The organism is Pseudomonas sp. BE134 (assembly GCF_031456105.1).
Taxonomy (GTDB): domain Bacteria; phylum Pseudomonadota; class Gammaproteobacteria; order Pseudomonadales; family Pseudomonadaceae; genus Aquipseudomonas.
Genome location: NZ_JAVDUA010000053.1, coordinates 1 through 19,034, shown reverse-complemented (window position 1 = coordinate 19,034; position 19,034 = coordinate 1). Strand labels below are relative to the sequence as shown.

At 48.9% G+C, this 19,034-nt stretch carries 15 protein-coding genes and 1 pseudogene; 5 read left to right on the top strand and 11 right to left on the bottom strand.

What is annotated here, in order from left to right; all coding sequences use genetic code 11:
* Positions 1-68: 68 nt before the first annotated feature.
* Complete coding sequence (locus J2Y56_RS27940; RefSeq protein ID WP_310354034.1) at positions 69-638, top strand: ImmA/IrrE family metallo-endopeptidase; 570 nt, start codon at positions 69-71, stop codon at positions 636-638.
* A gap of 394 nt (positions 639-1,032) precedes the next feature.
* Here J2Y56_RS27940 and J2Y56_RS27935 read toward each other — a convergent pair whose 3' ends face one another.
* The gene (locus J2Y56_RS27935) at positions 1,033-1,545 is read right to left on the bottom strand and encodes a 3'-5' exonuclease (protein WP_310354031.1); all 513 of its coding nucleotides are present in this window, start codon (positions 1,543-1,545) and stop codon (positions 1,033-1,035) included.
* A 433-nt stretch (positions 1,546-1,978) separates the two neighbouring features.
* Between J2Y56_RS27935 and J2Y56_RS27930 the strand changes: the two genes are divergently transcribed.
* Both J2Y56_RS27930 and J2Y56_RS27925 read left to right on the top strand, forming a co-directional pair.
* Positions 1,979-2,623, top strand: coding sequence for a hypothetical protein (locus J2Y56_RS27930; RefSeq protein ID WP_310354029.1), 645 nt, complete (start codon positions 1,979-1,981; stop codon positions 2,621-2,623).
* Between the two features lie 1,038 nt (positions 2,624-3,661).
* A complete protein-coding gene (locus J2Y56_RS27925; protein WP_095056200.1) occupies positions 3,662-4,123 on the top strand; it encodes an antitoxin Xre-like helix-turn-helix domain-containing protein in 462 nt (153 codons plus the stop codon).
* A 468-nt stretch (positions 4,124-4,591) separates the two neighbouring features.
* On the opposite strand, the gene J2Y56_RS27920 is transcribed toward J2Y56_RS27925, so the two are convergent.
* The 7 genes from J2Y56_RS27920 to J2Y56_RS27890 form a co-directional block, all read right to left on the bottom strand.
* On the bottom strand, positions 4,592-4,888 hold the full coding sequence (locus J2Y56_RS27920) for a hypothetical protein (RefSeq protein WP_310354024.1): 297 nt from the start codon (positions 4,886-4,888) through the stop codon (positions 4,592-4,594).
* 259 nt (positions 4,889-5,147) lie between these two features.
* On the bottom strand, positions 5,148-5,750 hold the full coding sequence (locus J2Y56_RS27915; RefSeq protein ID WP_310354021.1) for a hypothetical protein: 603 nt from the start codon (positions 5,748-5,750) through the stop codon (positions 5,148-5,150).
* Between the two features lie 91 nt (positions 5,751-5,841).
* Entirely contained in the window at positions 5,842-6,528 is a 687-nt protein-coding gene (locus tag J2Y56_RS27910; RefSeq protein WP_310354019.1) for a hypothetical protein, read from the bottom strand.
* A gap of 1,513 nt (positions 6,529-8,041) precedes the next feature.
* Positions 8,042-9,538 carry a hypothetical protein gene (locus J2Y56_RS27905; protein ID WP_310354015.1) on the bottom strand — a complete coding sequence of 499 codons (1,497 nt, stop codon included), beginning with the start codon at positions 9,536-9,538 and terminating at the stop codon, positions 8,042-8,044.
* Positions 9,535-10,086 carry a hypothetical protein gene (locus J2Y56_RS27900; protein ID WP_310354012.1) on the bottom strand — a complete coding sequence of 184 codons (552 nt, stop codon included), beginning with the start codon at positions 10,084-10,086 and terminating at the stop codon, positions 9,535-9,537. Before J2Y56_RS27900 ends, J2Y56_RS27905 begins: the two co-directional genes overlap by 4 nt.
* Entirely contained in the window at positions 10,067-12,361 is a 2,295-nt protein-coding gene (locus J2Y56_RS27895; RefSeq protein ID WP_310354010.1) for a hypothetical protein, read from the bottom strand. Before J2Y56_RS27895 ends, J2Y56_RS27900 begins: the two co-directional genes overlap by 20 nt.
* 9 nt (positions 12,362-12,370) lie before the next feature.
* Complete coding sequence (locus J2Y56_RS27890) at positions 12,371-14,284, bottom strand: hypothetical protein (protein ID WP_310354007.1); 1,914 nt, start codon at positions 14,282-14,284, stop codon at positions 12,371-12,373.
* A gap of 587 nt (positions 14,285-14,871) precedes the next feature.
* On the opposite strand from J2Y56_RS27890, the pseudogene J2Y56_RS27885 reads away from it, so the two are divergent.
* Positions 14,872-15,654: pseudogene (locus J2Y56_RS27885) on the top strand (calcium:proton antiporter); the annotation flags it as partial.
* Between the two features lie 50 nt (positions 15,655-15,704).
* On the opposite strand, the gene J2Y56_RS27880 reads toward J2Y56_RS27885, so the two are convergent.
* From J2Y56_RS27880 to J2Y56_RS27870, 3 genes are all read right to left on the bottom strand, one after another.
* Positions 15,705-17,063 (bottom strand): 8-oxoguanine deaminase, encoded by a 1,359-nt coding sequence (locus J2Y56_RS27880; RefSeq protein ID WP_310354005.1) that lies wholly within the window; start codon positions 17,061-17,063, stop codon positions 15,705-15,707.
* 265 nt (positions 17,064-17,328) lie between these two features.
* Entirely contained in the window at positions 17,329-18,015 is a 687-nt protein-coding gene (locus tag J2Y56_RS27875) for an SDR family oxidoreductase (protein WP_007945910.1), read from the bottom strand.
* A gap of 25 nt (positions 18,016-18,040) precedes the next feature.
* Positions 18,041-18,391 carry a MerR family transcriptional regulator gene (locus J2Y56_RS27870; protein ID WP_007945909.1) on the bottom strand — a complete coding sequence of 117 codons (351 nt, stop codon included), beginning with the start codon at positions 18,389-18,391 and terminating at the stop codon, positions 18,041-18,043.
* Between the two features lie 82 nt (positions 18,392-18,473).
* On the opposite strand from J2Y56_RS27870, the gene J2Y56_RS27865 reads away from it, so the two are divergent.
* Positions 18,474-18,908 carry a hypothetical protein gene (locus J2Y56_RS27865; protein ID WP_007945908.1) on the top strand — a complete coding sequence of 145 codons (435 nt, stop codon included), beginning with the start codon at positions 18,474-18,476 and terminating at the stop codon, positions 18,906-18,908.
* The last annotated feature ends 126 nt before the right edge of the window (positions 18,909-19,034 follow it).

The following is a 19,034-nucleotide window of genomic DNA, read 5'->3' as shown; positions in this document are numbered from 1 at the left end:
CGCTTTGAACTATCGCTCACCGAGGGAGTTCAGGCGCTTGGCAGCTGCATCAATTTAACGGGGAGTTGGTGTCCGGTTTTGTAGGGGCAAGTCCAGAGCTGCCAACGCTAGGTTCTCCGAGATTTGCACCACAGGGACAGCGTTTCCAGGCAGCAGGGTTATTTGATCGACGATCCGGAAAAATCGTAATTTCAACGGAATTTCCGCTGCATGAAAGAAGATTTACTGCTGCTCACGAGATAGGCCATTACCTGCTTCATGAGCAAGAGATCATGCTCAGAGATCGACCGTTGGGGGGCTATCATTTGCTGTCGCCCAAACCACTAATTGAACGCGAAGCGGATTATTTTGCCGCATGTTTCTTGATGCCGTTCAGGCTCCTGCTTTCTAAATTTGAACAGCAGTTTGAATGCAAAAGACAATTCCAGTTCAGTGACGTCAGCTCTTATCATCTAAATCCCAACGACCCTGACTCCGTACTGTACGCATCTCAAGTTTCACTCGATCGTGAGATAGCATTGGCTCGTTGCACCAGATTCAACGGAAGGGCAATGAACTCGCTAGCACAGCAATTCGGCGTTTCCGACATTGCCATGGCACTGAGGATCAAAGAGCTGGATTTGGTGCGCTGGCCATAGATGTAACGAACTTCTCTCGAGGAGCTAAGAGTGTTGGCGCTGACGCCGAATTGAACCAGTTGCCGATATGTCACTGACCCAGTCTGATTCCTCGAGAACCATTGCCAACGCTAGATTTCTGCCTACTTGGGGTGGGGCAGTCTTGCGTCGCACGTGGGGCAATTCGGCGTCGGCGTCTACACCCTCTGCTCAAGACGCAATTGAGGGCGCCATAGAAGACGTACGCCGAGCCGTATCTGACGCACGCTTGATCGAGGCAGCTCTCGCTACATGACTGACTGCGGGCGCCATACATTGCGCGAGTGGCTCATGTGAGATTCGATAGGCAATATGTTTGGCTGCGGAGCTAAAGCTACTTTGGCTATCGCTCCTTCGGGCCTTAGGCTCGGCTTAGTCAGCCAAGCATCTCCTTGACGATGGACGCCACATTTCTCGCATCGTCTATCCCTCGGTGATAGGTACCCAGCCAAACCAAGCCCAACGACTCTACCGTTTGCTTAAGTGATTCCGGTCGATTGTTATATAACCCTGCATGCCATTTCCTAGCATTGAAATGGGGCAAGCCTTCGAGCAGGGAGGGGCACGCAGTAAACCCAGCGTCTCGCTCACGCTGCCTTGCATCATAGTCACCCCACGATGCCCAAGCTGCATTTGGATATCGTGCAATAAACGCTCCTAGCTCTTGGCCAACCTCCGCATAGGTACCAGCACTGTCCACATCCGCTTGTTGAATGGATGTGAGCTTTTTGCAGAAAGCGGTGAGGACGGGATTGATTTGAGGTCGGACGAAACGTTGGAACTCATCGACGATCTCAAGCGTCTCCAAATCGATCACCACCACGCCAATTTCAATCGTTTTCCATATGATTAGGGACGACTGCAAGCGGCCTTGGTGATTCCGACTCATCCACCTCGTCACAGGTTGCCTCAAGGTCTACGCAATAGAGGTAGCGGTATGGCGCGAGGAGGTTTTGGATGGCTTGGAGATGAAGGAGCTTTGCTTCAATGCTCATGGCATGAGAGACCTTACTTGGCGTTTGCTCAGGTTACACCGAGCCATGGATCCTATGCAGCATTGGGGTGCAAGAGCAGAAATTACAGAGCAATGAGCAAACCGTTGGCCTAGATGCATCTATAGCGCTCATCGCGCATTTCCATTACTCGAAATCCGTCTGCGCTCGATAGTCCCTGCCTGAGATAAAGGTCTTAAGTTTATGGGCTTTCGGGCCCGACCACGCTGCCACGAGAGCAGTTTTATGTGGCAATCGCGGAAGTTTATTTCTCTTCTGCGTTAAAGATTCACCCAAAACCATCCGATTTGATTTTAAGAATCATAGTTTATGGCGGTGTTTGTGGGTAAAGATGAAAGGGAGCCACGAATATTTCACGTGGCTCGCGATTTTACATGCTGGCGCGATCGTGAGTACAACGACCAATATCCATGTCAGGTTTCCAGGCAGGGCGAGAATACTGTCAATCTAAACTTAGATATTGTATCAATCGTGTTCACCAGCGCCGTAGCTGAAGAGATCGCGCGCTGTCTTTACGATGCTGTCCTCATTACCGTAGGAAATCTGGCAGGGTTTGTACCAACGCCAGCCGCACGGGACAGCATGTTTGAGCGCAAATATCATAAAAGAGTATCCGGAGATTGGAGTTATACCGCCGACGGGGAATTCAGTTGTCACGGATCCGAAAGCACGGTTTATTTTGTCGAGCTCTCAACAGATACGAATGATACAACTGAGCAAGTGGGCGTCTACACAGTTGAGGACGGTGGAGCAGAGCTTGTATTCGAGTTCATGTGCTATTCGTTCAGCATGCTTGACGCGGTTTGGCTAGCTAACAGTTTGATGGAAGCAGCAGGAGGTGAGCCTTTGGATGTTCTGGAAACTACTAGTGAGAGCAGCTCGAGCTGCGTGCCACTGGCGGTACTAAATCACCATGGATTAATTTTAAAGCTAGAACAACCTCTGCAATCCTAGTCAAGGCTATAAACCTTATCGCCCCTCCGGGCTATTGCCCGGCTTACCGTCAAGTTCATGCTAAATGAAAATCGGGAAGGATAACCTGGGCAAACCAGGCCGGTAAGCCTACCTCCAGCCTTTGGAGGTTAGATGGCGAGCTCACCACGATACCGGGGTTGAGCCGATTGAGCTGGTCGCTCGCTGCTTCACGTGGAAGACCGGTAAAGGTTACGAGTTCGGTGCGAGGTAGTGAGCCTTGGATTAACAGCGCTAGGAGCGCCGGCATCGTGTCTGGGCTGACGCCTGTTTCCGCCAATCGCGAGTTTGTTCTGTACGCATGTGTAACGGACTCACGAAGCTGGTGACGACTCAGAGCGGTAGTCAGGATTCCGGAGCCCTATGTCGATAGCCTGGTTTGTTGCACGCCGAACGGTGCTGACGGAGGGTGGGAGATAAAACCCCCGATATTCGGCTCCGGTAGGCTGCAGACCATGTGAACCGGGCCGCACGCCAAGTTCCGGTGGTTGCTTCGGCCAGGAAGCGCTCATCAATTTCCGGTCGGCGTACACAGGATTCCGGTGCCCTATGTCGATAGCTTGGTCTGTTGCACGCCGAACGGTGCTGATGGAGGGTGGGAGATAAACCCCCCGATATTCGATTCGGGCCGGCTGCGGGCCACGTAAACCGGGCCGCTCACCAAATTCTGGTGCCCTGTCTCGGTATATGTTGGTTCGTTGCACGTCGAACGGGCCAGGGATGCTGATGATGGACGGTGGGAGATAAAACCCCCGATATTCGTTTCCGGTCGGCTGCAGGCCATGTAAATCGGGCCGCTCACTAAGTTCCGGTGATTGCTTTGGCTAGGAAGCGCTGACCAAATTCCGGTCTGCGTACATAGAATTCCGGTGCCCTATGTCAATTGCCCGCCGAAAGGTTAGGATGATTTCGCTACCTATCGATTCCTCGTCATCTCGGGTCTGATTTACCTAAGCGTCGGGCGATTGGAGATGTCGCTGATTCGGGCCACTTGGCCCGGCTTGGTTGTAGGTTTTTCAGATGGAGGTGAAAGTGCTGTCATCGATCAAGGAATACCAACCAGGGCCCCAAATCCCACCAAGCATTTGGATGACCCTCAGGCTGCCTTCACGCGGTACTAGGCTTCATGACCTGGTTCGCGAAGGACTGCCTTTCGAATTCCTTGAGCGGATAGCGCGCCTTCTGCAGGTGCAGCCAGGGGTTATTGCCAAGGCTATTTGCATGTCACCCACAACGATGGCCCGTAGGGCGAAAGCAGGGAGGTTCAATACCGTAGAAAGCGACCGCCTGGTTGCATTGGTAACTCTCTTTGACGAAGCCCTTTCCCTCTTCGAAAACAATAAGGCCGCAGCTATCAAATGGATTGCTTTGCCGGTTCGAGGGCTCGGGTCGAAGCTTCCAATCGAGATGCTGGGGACGAGGGTGGAAACGAAAGCCGTATTGGATTTTATCGGTCAACTGGAGGAGGGCGTTCTGGTTTGACGTCACCAAGCAGACTGTTACCGCCTCGAGTGAATTCCATGCCCTCTCCCCGACGTTTTGCTGACCGAACACGTTACCTATAGTTGTAGTGAAATACCTGACAGCCACTGGTATTGTGCACGCCACGTTCGCTGCCATTAAGGGATGGAGGCGAAAATAGAAGCCCTAGAGCCGCGAACCTCCGGGGCTTTGTTTTTGTGATGGTCGGTGACACTTATTGCAGAGCTGTGAAGAGGCTCGCGAGATGGAAAAGCTAAAGGAGCAAAGCGGTGCATACCAGTTCGTGGGCGTTACGCAGGCGCAGAGGCGAGGATGATTCGCTCCCCATCGGGATCACGTCTTCACGTGGCTGATAGACCTACGCAGAGGGCGATTGAGATGTCGCTGGTTCGGGCCCACTGGCCCGGCTTAGTCTTAGGTTTTTCAGATGGGGTGGCCTCGCAGTGTGGTCGAACAATGCCAAATTGTTCAGATATGGCGAAGCAGTTCCTCAAGCTGATGATGCTCGTAAGGGGATAGAAGCCCGACTGGATCCAAACCGTCTTTTGCACTGAAGTCATACTTTCTTCCGTCCGGGGAGAAGCAGCTGTCGCAGTAATCTAAGTCACCACAATCTATGAAGAATGTGATCATCCAGCCATCAACATCTATGGTCATCAACCCGCAGTAGATCTCGCCCCAAGTCGCCTTGGTGATTCTCTGCATTGGGCGTGACGCCATAGAGGCATCGCGCAGTATTTGGTAGACCTCTTGAGCTGTGAGCATTTATTCAGCCTCGCGGTTTAGGGGCGTCGAACGAGGTGCTTTCGCGCATGACGACACTCAATTACGCGCTCGCGTATCTCTTGGGGATCTATCGACATACCTCCTCCCGGCGTGAGCTGTAGAGTCTTCAAGGCGTTAATCGAAGCGATGAACGTCCGCCCTCGCCGTTGTTCGGCTTTGGTTTTCTTGTCTTGCCATAACCATCCCATGCTTCGCTCAAACCATCTCATACATGTCCTAACGGCGTTCCAGACCAAAATCAAAGATCCACGTCGTCATCAAATAAATCTGGCCCTTCTCGACGCTGTTTCGACTTGGCCTCCGTTTCCGCACGAAAGTCTGGCCCGAAGACATTTTCAGGCGTCCAGTCATCCTTGAAAAGGAACATATCACGCGTAAACTCTGTGATCCCAATATCGCTATTGTCCAGAATGCCGCGAGCGAACTTTCTAAAAATCCTGCCTCCATCAAAGCCGAATCCTGCATTGGTATCGTTGATTAGTAGTACAGTCCATTCTTCATACATCACACTGGAAGCGATGTCCGCCCAAGCGAGGTGAAACAACTCATAATTCTCGCCGACTAATGTGGAGTCATACACGACGACAAGCATCCCCTTGGAGGCATGCAACAACTTCACTGGGGAGAGAATGGCCAAGATAATCGACTGCTCGATCAAATCGATCACCCTTGTGTCGGGTTGGTCTTCCCACAGCACAGCAAATTTTTGAATGCACATAACATCTAGTGGCATGCAGTCAGCGCCGAATAATTGCTGCGTAGAAAAAATTGTGTATGCGCCCTCACCATCATTATTGTGGGGGTGCTCGTGCTCGGTATAAAGCCAGCGAGAATAGATCATAAGATTGACACCGTTTTGGCGAAGGGACGTGATGATCGTCACTGCGGGGAGGCTAAGCTTCGATATGTAGCACCGCCGCTCGACTTGGGCCTTAGGCGTCTGGCTCTTTATGAGCCGGGCAGACGTAACATTCCGTCATCGAATAGTTTGTGTGGCCCAACATGGAATCTACAGATGCCACGACCCCCGAACAGAGTTGGGTGGGCGCCGCTGGTTCAGAAGTGAAGGACTGGCGGATATCTACATGAAGTGCGTGAGCTTCCAGGTCATCACCGTAGAACACTTCTTCTGAGCAGTCATGGAGAACCGGCACCTGGTACTGCTCAATCCCCAAAACATTGGACTCAAGGATTTCTTTGACTTCTGGCCAAAACGGGTAATCAGAGCGGCCTGAATAGACTTCGTTCTCACACGCGAAATCCACTTCCAATCCCCGATTGAGATCTAGCTTTTTGATTGGAGTCCACAGGGACTCGATAGCAGGGACGGTAGTGCCCTCGACATGGTTGCTTAAAAAGAGATAGAGAAAGTTTTTGTGAACGGCTACCACCTTCACCCCAGACATGGCGCCTTGGATGTGTGCTTGTACCAGAGTTTCCATGACGAAGCTTTCTTCTAGAGGCTGGTTGTACAGGACAGCGAAGCGCTGTTTGCCGGCCTTTGTCATCACGTCAAGATTAGGGGTTTTCCACTGCAGAACGCTGAACACGACGTAGTGGAGAGTATTGTCGAATGCTACGGGAGTGCTGTCGGGGTGAAACAGGTGTGAAAGTGTCATATTGGCTGCCTGTGGTATCACTTCAAGGTTTGGGGTTTTCCATTGCTAGCAACTGAACACCACATGATTGGGAACATCATGTGGCTAATTGCTCTCGAGAGTCAGGAATATCGTACAGCTTGGGTTGTTAATGGTTTCATAGTTGTCCGCAGTGTGAAGAAGTCGAGAGTGTTGCATAAGTTTCCTGATAGTAGTTGTTAAGCTTGGTGCGGCATTTTTTTCGCCTCATTTTTTGAAGTATTGCTCTTTGATAAAAACCATAGTTGGTCTTTTTTGTTATTTCAAGTCAAGGTGTAAATATTTTTTCTGACGTCAAAAAAAGTTGTCAATTGATATTGATAGTTAAAGTGCGTGTGGGAGGGTGGGATAATATGTATATATTGTCATGTGTAAAATTATGGGTTCTAGTTGTGCAGCATAGGTTTTAAACAATAGGTAAGTATTGGTTTTTCGATTTGTGCTTTGTCGCGTTTCAAGCTGGTTTTTATAGTCCCGTGGCGGCATACGAGTGACGTCCTGAGCAAGAAGTCGATACTCACGAGGCACTTTTTTCCATTCACCAACGCCTGGCTACGATTTGAAAACTGAAAATGGTAGGCAGTCCTTTTTGAAGCAACAGTGCCATCTGGTGGTAACCGTAACCTTGACTCGGGAGGAGGCTCGCGAGATGGAAAGGCTGAAGGAGTAAAGCGGTGCGTATCACTTCATGGGAGTCACCAAGACGTCTAAGCTAGGTAACCCATCGAAATCACATTATCCCGTGTCTGATGGGCCTACGCAGTGGGCAATGGAGATGTCGCTGGTTCGGGCCCACTGACCCGGTTTAGCCTTAGCTTTTTCAGAAGGGGTGAACATGCTTGTTGGCGCCGACATCGAATCGAGCCAGTTACCAAATATCAATGACCCAGCCTGACACTTCGCGAACCATTGCCTGTGCGGAATTTGTGTCAGCTTGAGGGTGAGACAGTCTTTTGTCGGTACGTGGGTCAAATCGACATCGACTTCTACATTGCAAATATCAGAGGGCAAATAGAGGCGCTAATACTAGAGTTGGCGTCAGTCGACGAGTGGGATGGCGATGCTCAGGTTGAGACCAACGCAGCAGTTTCCAAATTCTCGTAATTATTGAGTCTTGCCTCGGCCGATGCCTGAAGATAATTATTGATAGAGCAAATGTACGCCGAGCAGATCTGGCAGCGGTTAGGCTGCGGTGACGTTCAAGTGTCAAACATCCAGCGGCCATGGCATGAGAGCGTTCTACGTGCCAACCTGGGATAACAAGCGTGCCGAACGGGGCAAATGCGCGCGATTGAAGTATGTTCCCGTCAATTGGAACTGGCTAATGACATTGAGTAGTTATAAAAGTATTGACTTCCCAGAGGGAACTGAACAAAGGTTTGACGCAGAATGGTTATCATAATTTGTACTTTGCACTACATGTTGTTTGCTATTCTATTTTTACAACGAAGGAAAGCCGTAGATTCAGAATTTTTTACGAGTTGATTATGTTTTATTATTTGTTTGTGTTATATAACTTCATATCAAGCTTCTGTTGCCAGGTATTTTGGAATTCTTTGAGTGCCATAGGGAATTGGCTGTTCCCCTCTAATCTGGCTTGGTAGGCAAGTGCGCCGATTCTGTATCGAGTAGAATCGACTTCGACAAAATTATAGTCATCGTTCGCAGTATCAAAAGCTTTTGAGAAGGCTTTGTACGTTTCATCGTAGTATGGTGTGAGGGAGTTAACGCTCGCATGACCTGTAAGCTTGATTATATCTTCACAAATTTTAATTTGGTAAATTGGCGACCACAAATCACGAACTGACACTTTGTTTGCCCGATATTTTTCCATTGCAAACATGATTTGACGGGTGATGAATCGATGTCTGTACATCGATGCGCAAATTTTGACCTCGGATAATCCTGCTGAATGAGCGAGTCTACGAAAATCAGCAAGTAATGACGCAGTTTTGATCGGCTTACCTTTTTCGCCGATCATCATTGTGCCCGGATCGCAGGTAATTACTTTGCCGTCTATAAGAGCCGCCACATAAGCTTTGCGTGCATCAAGGTATTGATTGAAATCAATAGAGTCTATAAGCGAAATCGGGAAGCTCCTAGTCGGAGCGATTTTGCTTCTCTTTTTTTTAGTGGGTATTAGTAGTTTTAATGTCTTTGCAGTATTAGAGTTTTTTGCCAATGACATGTCAACTACTTCCGAGGGGCGGCATCCGGTTCTATCAAGAATCCAGTTCAAAAAAACACGACGACTATATAAATACAGGCGAGTAGCTTTTAATATCGGGCACGTATCGTTTTTGTTGAAGCGAGAATGGGTTGAGATAAGTGATAACTCAAGTTTTTTGAAGATTTCGTCCTCAATAAGTGAGATATAACTTTCAGGCATTGCATGTTTGTCTCCAGTAGTTGCTCCAAGTTTCGGTATCGATGCGTGAGAGTGATTGTATTTTCCAGTAAGTTTATTAAATTTTTTCTTAACAGTAATCGGTGCGCCGCTGCCGATTACACCTATCAAATTTGTTTTGTGGTTTCTGAATGACTCTTGGTACCAGGTAAGGAATTCAATAGCTCTGCTACCAATATGGTGGATTTGGTTGGAAGCTCGAGAGCTTTCAGTCAGAGTGTCTGTCGACTCGTTTGTGTGGTATTGCTTACTTTCTTTTTCAAGTTTATTGATCCACTTTGATATTAATCGATCCGAAAGGTCATCAAAAGTTAAGCTTTCTGAATGGCAAAACCTAAGAAAATGCGTTAGTTGAGATGCAAGCGTAGCGCACGAATTACCAGTAGCATATGCCTGCTTTTCCATCAGCCACAGATTAATGAGAGTGCAAGGTTTACCATTCGGCCAGACCATAAGTGTTAAGGCAGGTATAGTTTTAAAACATTTATTGTCCTTGGTTTTGGTTTTGGGCGAATGTGTGGGGCTGATGTCGCTGTTAGTCGGTAATACAACGTTTGTAAGGGTGCGGTAAAGGGGGATGCTCATGAAATACCACCTTGGATAACAGCGAAATTTTTATTGTTAGGAACAAATGGAGAGCTTATCGCGTCGAATTTTTCGCTGGACTCTGCAATTTTTCGCGCAATGTTGAGTGAGGTAGACTCAGAAAGTGTGGAGTCTTTGTTTATAAGGTCGTTCAGGAAGCGAAGTAGTTCAATGTATGCTATTGCGCAAATGTGCGCTTGAAGTAAAGCTGAATTCTCTTGGTTTTCTAGTGTGTTAATGCCATCAAATTTGTTTGATATGGGGGATGGCGACAATTGCTCGTATGCATCAGCTCGTAGTTTTTTCAATAAAAGCCAATGATCGGCTATAGCTGGTGCTAATGCTCTAGGGATTCCTTTTTCTTGTGCGCATGACTTTAGTGTGTTGTATGCGATTTCTTCAAATACGCCAGGTACCGTAAGCGCGCAAAAAGTTCGCATGTTCTTAAGTGCTAAAATTGCAGATTTTGATGCAGCGGCATTTGAGTTTATTAATTGGTTAAGCCAATCATACCTTCTACCAAGATTCTCAATTGTTGAATTGCGCATCTGATTTTCCACCATATCTTATAGCGATGTCAGTTTCAAAAATTTCACCAGGATAGCTCTCGAGCCGAATCATATAGCTGGTTATCTGAATATCGTTGTTAGCGAGCAGTGACTCTATAAACGGCAGATACTCGGTCTGACGACTTGCTCCAAGTTTAGAAACTTTGAAGTGTTTAAGTACTGAGTTATAGAGCTTGATAATCCCAGAATTGCCTTCAGCAGTAATTTTTCCCAGTTCGTAATCTAGCAGCTTCTCATCGATTGATTGGACTTGGTATTTATTAATATCGTCATCGTAAGCGTCCCCAGCCAAATAATCATCGAGGTGTTCCGTGGAGGTGTGTGCCATATGATATTGTAGGGCATCGCGCACATTTAACTGTTCGTGATAATCCACAGTCATAACGAAGAACTTTCTCAGCTCATGAATCGTCGGGTACCAGCGTCGACCGTATTCGTCTAATGGCACGCTGATCATATCGCCAAAATAATTTATGCATCGGTCGATTCTCGCGGAGGTAGTTTTTCCTGTCGGTTTACTGAAAGAGGAAATGTTCGGAAAATAAAACAGATCTTTTCCATGATTTGAGTCGTCATTAAAGATAGCTGATAAACGATCTCCTAGGCGCTGAAGCTTTTGAATGGTTATGGTTGCGACGTAAGGAATTGGCCTGCGTACAAGAGAGTTATAACCCTGGCTGCCAGACTTTTGATTGATATGAGTTAGAAACGCACCACTGTCGCTGAATCTAGTTTGTGCGTCAACCTCATCAAAACCCAAGGAAGACATCTGGGGCTGTAGGTTGCTTTCTTTTTCTAAAGTTTTGTCATAAGCGTTGATAGTTAAAGCGTTTCGTTTAAGTTGACTAACTTCTTGTTCGCGCATTGGCTTCATAAGTGCGATTACTATAACGCACGCACCTATAAGCGCCTGCATGACTGCCGTGAAACATCTGTGGCCATTTTCACTGTTTCTTTTTATTTTAGCATTGAAGCTGGTGATATTTAGAGCGGAGGTAAGTAGTTCGGCGGGATTGTCGTCGAATGATCTAGTGTGGAATCGTGATGTTAGCATGTGGAAGTAGGGTTCAATGATATTTTCAATAGTACATTCAGGATTAGACCCGCTATTAGACTTCTTGGCATGTTCAAGTTCTTCGGCAAAAATAATAGTTGCATCAATAATTGCATCGCCGTAACGCATAATCCACTCGATTGCTTTTTCCAGATAAAGCATTCCTATCGTGTAAGGGATTTTCAGCGTGTGTCCGCTAGGAGTCAGATTTTCAGAAAATTTATGTATTAATGGTTTTGCGTGTATTTCTATTTTTGGAATTGAGTTCGGATTGAAAATGTTACCTAACAAAAAGGTTTGGAAAGCATATATGTGTTCTTTAAAAGACTTTATATCTACCTTGTGTCTAGACGCATCGTTCAAGGTGAGTGTTTTATGTGAAAAGCATTCAGAATCTGGACGGGCTGCATCCACCAGCAAAAAACCATTAGTTATTTCTGGCTCAAACTGCCTGAGAAACAGACGAAACGGGATGCTTTTGAAAGCACTCCAGTGCGTCCCTAGGAAGCTGCAAAGTAATTTTCTGGAAAATGTACCCATAACAATCGATTTGCCAATTCCTTGGCTCCTTGTCCTAGTGTAATTCCCGCTTTTTGCTAACCAGTCACATGTGTCGCTAATGAAATTAGCTGGTAAGTGATAAATATCTTCGTAAAGAAGTTCTGGGGCTGGGCATCCATAAGTTTTTATATGAAGAAAATTTATAACTCGGTCGGGGAATTTTAGTGCGGATGCCCAGCTACCAATGCTTAAATCATGAAACATGATTTGTATATTAGTTTCATTGATTAGGCTAAAACCATGTGTTTTTGGCTTAAATTCTTCTTCATATAGTACGGTGAAGTGCGCAAGGTTGATCAGCCATTTTATTTTTTTTCTCCACAGTTTTGGTGCTATATTTGCCGGGAGGAGGCCGCTCCGTAATTCAAATGCTAATTTTTGTAATGGTTCAAGGATTGCTCTATTTTCATCGCCCGTCAGACGGGTACCGTCAGGGAGCATATATTCGAAATCGATTACCGTTGTTTTTCCATCTGTGCCTGACACTGTGACCCACTTTTTACTACCGATACTACCCTCAAGTAGCCACGATGACTTATAAACAATATTTTTCGGCTCAAGAAGTTTTTTAGATCTCTCTATTAATAATGCTACGTGTTTATCGGTATTTAAAATGCGTTTGGCATTTCTCGTGGCCATTTTGGTTTCTCATCGACTAAAAATTTGTGAAACTTTGATGTTGCTAGAACGATGCTCCGCAATTCTTAGCGCTTTTTTATGCGTTAAGGTGAATTCCAAAAAAGATTTTCCCTTTAATGATGATTGAATGGCGCTTTCGACTTCGCTTGAATACTTGTTTTCAGCTGCGTCAGAAATCAAATCCGCAAGGTAAATAAAAGCCTGGGGTGTCAAACCAGTTTCTTCATCAGTTAAATTAAGTTGGTCATTGTCCAGATTTTTTTTAGAGTATTCGGCATAAGCGTACAAATTCCCTAAGCTTTCAGGGCATAAATCAATTCGTAGGTTGCGTTCTATTAGAGGTGTGAACATGATTTCTGAATGAGGAACGCTGCCGGACAATTTTCTGTGCATGTCTGCTGCCATAGCATCTTGGCCGGTGGCTTCAGTTAACATTTTTGCAATGAATTTCAAAAGATCTTTTTCGCTCTCAAAATCACTTATTTCTAAGAGCCATGGCTTATTGGCGCTGGAAACTATCACTATCTTTTGTTGAAATACTCTTAGTCCTTTTATTGCGTGTCGTGCAATCAACCAATTTGGTATGTAGCTGCTTAAGACTGTTTGCGCCGTATTACCCAAAAGTTTAGCTACGGCGTTGATACTTCCTGTGTTTAAAAATTCAATGATTCCTTGGGTCACGCGTATGCTTGAAAGGGTGAATGTTTCTTTGTTTAGGTTTATGTTGGTAAGATCATGCTTGATTGTGTCATATAGGTTTTGGCCAATGTTGCCAGTGATTATCTTGTCGATATTCCCAGGGCTCATAGATCCATATCTTGTAACAGTTATAAATAAGTATCGGTAAGCACTCGAGTTAGAACTGTTCTTTATTTTTTCACGGCCTTTTTTAGTCGCTTCTACGAGTTGTTTAAAAATTTTTGCGCTTTTTTCGTTAAAGATTGATATTTTTCGAGACTTGGCTCGAGGCTTATCAACTCCAAATATTAACTGTTTGTCATCCGAGGTTAAGTGTAGGTATGGCCTATTTCCTACCGTAAGTAAATTTGCCGACTGCAATCCCATCGATGGGAAGCAGGGGTTGTCCTTGATGATTATGCATGCTGCAGCGGCACAGTCTCGAGCTGACAGCATGCCTAAGGAACGGCATATTTTTTCATTCGATGAGATCTTTAGAAAATAGTGGTTTCCGAGTATTTCATTCAGGCCATTTGTGATGTCCTTTCTTCTGGCAGAGGTGGTCATTGCCTTCAAAATAGGTATTTCGCTCATGGATTCGAATGATATGGCGTTGAGTAATTTTGTTTTTGTAAAATAGTAATTTACAATTGCGAGAAACCAAGCTGTACGTTCTCTTAAAGGGAGTTTGGATATTTTCTTAGCTTCTTGTATTGGATTGGAGGAACTTGTGATTAATAATAATTTGCAGGTTGGGATGTTATTAATCATTTTGCGTCCCATGTCATGGGCACTCATGACATCATTCCAGTATTTCTGACAAGCATTATATACGGAGTCATTTATTGAGTTTAGTTCGAATAGGATATCGCCTAAGAACTCTTCGTCGGTTTTATTTAGCTCCGTGCTAATAAAGCATCTTTTTGGCCATTCGGATAATGAACAAGCAGGGATGGGGGGGGTTAAACAGCTTGCGCCAAGAGGTGGAGTTTCTTCTTTTCCCGCTTCGATGATTTCCGACTTTCCACAGCCAATTGGTATTACAGTGTGGTGGCTAATGATTTTATCGATCATTAGTCGCTCATAAAATCTTGTTGCTCTCTTCCAGTCTTCCTTCCAAGTTTCGAAAGTGATGTCAATATTTATTCTTTGTGCTGAAAAAGCAAAATGATCAATGATGAACACTTGCCAATCTTCTGAAAGCTTGGCCGGCAAGTCTTGTTTCGTGTTTTCGGAAAACAACATTACTTGCTTCAATGGCTTTAAGTTTGCGGAGAATGTATCAAGTGCTGCTGTATGACACATTTGTATGAGCGAATTGCAAAGTATGTGAATGTTAGAGTCGCTCATATACTTGGATGCCATTACACTCGAATCCCTCCGTCCTTTACCTGATCGTGGTGCCGGATGAGTAAATATTATATGGCCGTTGTAATCATAGGTGTGATTAGTCATGGGTTTTCGAGGGCTCGAAATGACTCAGGCTAACAAAGTTAGTCGATTGATATTTTGATTGTGAATTAGTGGTTAACCTAGTTTCTTATTTCAGGTTTGTCAAATTTTGTATAAATGTAAGCTATATGGTTCGCTCGGGATGAAATGTAAGCTATATAGTTCGCACGGGATGAAATGTAAGCTATATGGTTCGCTCGGGATGAAATGTAAGCTATATAGTTCGCACGGGATGAAATGTAAGCTATATGGTTCGCTCGGGGTTAAATGTTAACTAAATGGCTCGCTGTGAGTTAATTATTCACTACCGCTCCCTTAGTATGAATGTGAGATGTGGGGATTTTCTGTATTCATACTTTGAATTTGACACTGATTTATGTGTATACAAAATTATCATGCTCGACATTAACGGCATCCTCGGCCTGGCCGCGTTGATGGGCGGGCTCAAGCATGGCGAGCAGTCCTACAACGATGACTCGGCGCGCAGCTACAGCGTGATGATTCTCACCGCCATGGGCGTGTCGATGGTGGTGCCGGAGTTCATTCCCGAGGCCAACTGGAAGCTGTATTCGGGCTTCACCATCGGGGCGATGGTCGTGCTCTACGCATTGTTCCTGCGGATGCAGGTCGGGCCGCACAGTTATTTTTTCAGCTACAGCTACCCGGAAAAACGCCGCCGGAAAGTCCCGGAGGAAGCGCCTGAACCGATCAATCTGGTGCTGAGTATCGGCACGTTGGTGTTTGGCGTGGTGGTGATCGGCGCACTGGCCGAGGTGATGTCCAAGACCCTCGATCTGGGGCTGGAAGGGACGGGCGCGCCGCCGGTGATTACAGCCATTCTGGTGGCGGCCATTTCGGCGGCGCCGGAGATTTTGACCGCATTGCGCGCAGCGTTGGCCAATCGCATGCAATCGGTAGTCAACATCGCCATGGGCGCGTCGCTGTCGACGGTGATTCTGACGGTGCCAGTGATGGAAGCGATGGCGCTCTACACCGGCCAGCCGTTTCAAATGGCGATGACCCCGGTGCAGACGGTGATGATCTTCCTGACGTTGATCGTCAGCGCGATCAACCTCAACGATGGTGAAACCAACGCGATCGAAGGCATGACCCACTTTGTGCTGTTCGCGACATTCATCATGTTGTCGCTGTTGGGCCTGTAGTCGATAGGTGATCGTTCCCACGCGGAGCGTGGGAACGATCAGGCGGCGAATCAGGTTCCGGCGATCAGCTGTCGAGCCGCTTGGCTGTGATCGGCAATCAGACCCTTGAGGTCCAGCCCCTCAACCTGCCCATCAATCACTCGCCACTTGCCGCCGACCATCACCCGATCCGCACGATCAGCGCCGCACAGCAGCAACGCCGACACCGGATCATGGCTACCGGAGAAGCGCAGTTCATCCAGTTTGAACAGCGCCAGATCCGCCTGTTTGCCGACTGCCAGCTCGCCGATATCGGTGCGGCCCAGCAAGCTCGCCGAGCCCTTGGTCGCCCAGCCCAACACCAGTTTCGGGGTGATCTTCTCGGCGCCATAACGCAGGCGCTGAATGTAAAGCGCCTGGCGGGTTTCGAGCATCATGTTCGATGCATCGTTGGACGCCGAACCGTCCACGCCCAGCCCGAGCAACGCGCCCGCCGCCGTGAGGTCCAGCGTCGGGCAGATGCCGGAAGCGAGGCGCATGTTCGAGCTTGGGCAATGGCAAATACCGGTGCCGGCGGCGCCGAGGCGGGCGATTTCGTCCGGGTTGAAGTGGATGCCGTGGGCCAGCCATGTACGCGGGCCGAGCCAGCCGACGCTGTCCAGATAATCCACGGTGCGCAGGCCGAAGCGTTGCAGGCAGAAGTCTTCTTCGTCGAGGGTTTCGGCCAGGTGGGTGTGCAGGCGCACGTCGAGTTTGTTGGCCAGTTCAGCACTGGCGGACATGATTTCCGGGGTCACCGAGAATGGCGAGCAGGGCGCCAGGGCGATCTGGATTTGCGCGCCGGCACCGCGTTCGTGGTATTCGGCGATCAAGCGCTGGCTGTCGTCGAGGATGACTTCACCTTCCTGCACGGTCTGCTGCGGTGGCAGGCCGCCGTCCTTTTCACCGAGGCTCATGGAACCGCGGGTCAGCATGGCGCGCATGCCCAGTTCGCGGACGCTTTCGACTTGCACGTCGATCGCATTTTCCAGGCCTTCGGGGAACAGGTAATGGTGATCGGCGGCGGTGGTGCAACCAGACAGCAGCAACTCGGCCAGCGCGACTTTGGTGGCCAGAGCAAGTTTTTCCGGAGTGAGGCGGGCCCAGACCGGGTACAGGGTTTTCAGCCATGGGAACAATGGCTGATTGACCACCGGCGCCCAGGCGCGGGTCAGGGTTTGATAGAAATGGTGATGGGTGTTGATCAGCCCCGGCAGGATCACATGTTCGCGGGCATCGAAGACTTGTCCACAAGGGGCGGACGGTTGCTGGCCGGCGGCAAGCACTTCGACGATCACACCGTCTTGCACGACCAGACCGCCACGGGCATCGAGGCCATTGGCAGTGAAGATCGCGAGGGGATTTTTTAACCAGGTACGGGATGCAGGCATGTTGGCCGGCTCCTCTGAAAGTTGGGTTCAGGGTTGCCAGCTCAGTGATTACCCTGTCTGCTGATCCAGGATCGCCGCGGGGGCGAGGTGCGGAGTTTCGGACAAAACGCTGTTCCGGGCAAGCTTCGCCCGACAAGACACCAAAATTCGGTGAGTGGAATGATCCCTTGTAGGAGCGAGCCTGCTCGCGAAGGCGTTGTGTCAGCGCCATAAATGCTGCATGACCCACCGCTTTCGCGAGCAGGCTCGCACATGAGGGTGGTGGTTACCAGGGAATGGTTTCACCTCTGTAATTCACAAAATGATGCCCGCCCTTGCCGGTGTAGGCATTGACCTGATCAACCAGCCCACGAGTACTGGTGTCCACATCAATGTCCGCACCTTCACCGCCCATGTCGGTTTTCACCCAGCCCGGATGCAGCGACAGCACGGTGAGTTTCTGCTCGCCCAATTGCGTGACGAAGCTGTTGGTCATGGAGTTCAGCGCCGCTTTGCTGGCCTTGTACAACGCCAGTTCCGGCGCGTCGGGCATGGTCACACTGCCCAGCACTGAGCTCATGAACGCCAGCACGCCGCTGTCCGGGCGAATCTGCCCGATGAAACGCTGAGCCAGGTTGATCGGGGCCACGGCGTTGGTGAAAAACAGCTGGCCCACTTCGGCCAACGCCGCGCCGCCGGGTGTCTGAACGTCCGGGCCCTTGACTCCGGCATTCACGAACAACAGGTCGAACGTTTCATCCTTGAGTTGTTGGCTGAGGGCGATCACCGCAGGCTGATCGTCCATGTCGAGTTTTTCGATCCGCACGTTACCCAAGGCCCGCAGGGCGTCGGCGTTTTGCGGGTTGCGCACGGTGGCGGTAACTTGCCAGCCGTCGGCCAGCAGGGTTTTCACCAGGCCGAGGCCCAAGCCCCGGGAGGCTCCGATGATGAGTGCGGTTTTTGCCTTGGACATGAGTGGCTTCCTTGAAAAAAGAGGGTCACGGATTTAAAGGACAGCGCTGGCCGAGCCGTTGCTGCAACTCGCTGCGCAACGCGCCGAGTTCGGCCATGCGGGTTTCGATCAGTTTGAGTTTGTCTTGCAGCAATTGCGTGACGGCACTGTCAGGATCGGGTGACTGCCAGATTGCCGCGACGCTGTTGCCGATTTCGCCGAGGGTAAAACCCAGTCGCTGAGCTGTTTTGATGTACTGCACCAGTTGCACCATGTCCGCTGGATAGTCGCGATAACCATTGGCGCTGCGTTGCGCCGCGATCAATCCGCGCTGCTCATAGAAACGCAGCGTATCGCGGCTGACCGCGCTGGCCTGGGCTAATTCACCGATGCGCATGTTGACGTCTCGAGAGGGCTTGACCCTGGAGCATACTCCAGGCTTTAGCCTTGTTGCTCCTCGAATATATGGAGCAAGGCCGATGTGGACTTCAACGCAATATCGCCGGGTGGTGCGGGGCAGCGCCTGGTACGACTTGATCGTGACGGCGGCGTTTGTCACGCCGTGGAGTTTTTCGGGTTTGCATGGGGTGTTGACGGGTGTGAGTCAGGCGTTCGATCTGCCCGGAGCGCTGCCGCCGTTTGAGCCGATGCACATGCTGATGGCGAATCTGTTGGGCTCGATTGTGTGTGTCTGGGCCGTGCTGCGGATTCGTGATCCGCAGCAGGTGTTTGGGCAGTATGACGCGGTGGCGCGGTTTATGTTTTCGGCTTGGCAGCTTTACGCCTTGCTCCATGGCGCCAGTTCTTTATTGGTGATTTTCCTGGTCTTTGAATTGGCGTGGGGCGTGGCTCAGGTGTTGCCTGTTCGGCAGTCATCGCGAGCAGGCTCGCTCCCACAGGGGAACGCGGTCTAATGTAGGAGTGAGCCTGCTCGCGATGAGGCCGGAGGGTGTAATTAATTTTGTGTAAACGGTCATTTGGCAGGAGACTGCCTACCCCAAGGAAATCCAATGACCGAGCCAAAACCCAAGCGCGCCAAA